Origin of the sequence: Mesorhizobium sp. Cs1299R1N1 (assembly GCF_037179655.1) — a bacterium.
GTDB lineage: Bacteria > Pseudomonadota > Alphaproteobacteria > Rhizobiales > Rhizobiaceae > Mesorhizobium > Mesorhizobium salmacidum.
The window spans coordinates 1-620 of record NZ_JAPYKR010000107.1 but is presented as its reverse complement, the minus strand read 5'-3'; the positions used below and the strand labels follow the sequence as shown (position 1 = coordinate 620).

The window sequence follows — 620 nt, the reverse complement described above, 5'->3', positions numbered from 1 at the left end:
GGCGCGTCGTTGGTGCCGGTGATGGTGATCGCCACCACCTGGGCGACGAGGCCGCCATGGCCGTCGTCGACCTGGACGGTGAAGCTGTCGGCGAGATGCTCGCCAACGGCGAGCGCGTCGACCGCGCCGCTGTCGCTGACGGTGTAGTGCCAGGTGCCGTCTGGATCGACGCTGGCCGTGCCATGGGCGGCGGCGGCGCTCACCGAAAGGGTGTGGCTGTCGCTGGTGTCGACGTCGCTGAAGGTGACCTTGCCGGTCGCGACCTGCGCCGTGGCCGGAAGATCATCGCCCTCCGAGACGTTGCCGGACTGCGCGGCCGAGGTGATCTGCGGCGCGTCGTTGGTGCCGGTGATGGTGATCGCCACCACCTGGGCGACGAGGCCGCCATGGCCGTCGTCGACCTGGACGGTGAAGCTGTCGGCGAGATGCTCGCCAACGGCGAGCGCGTCGACCGCGCCGCTGTCGCTGACGGTGTAGTGCCAGGTGCCGTCTGGATCGACGCTGGCCGTGCCATGGGCGGCGGCGGCGCTCACCGAAAGGGTGTGGCTGTCGCTGGTGTCGACGTCGCTGAAGGTGACCTTGCCGGTCGCGACCTGCGCCGTGGCCGGAAGATCATCGCC

Annotated in this window: 1 protein-coding gene; it reads right to left on the bottom strand. The window is 70.3% G+C overall.

Annotated features, from left to right (window positions below):
* Positions 1-620 (bottom strand): VCBS domain-containing protein (locus tag O7A70_RS33920; protein WP_337144221.1); only part of this gene is annotated, 620 nt, incomplete at both ends.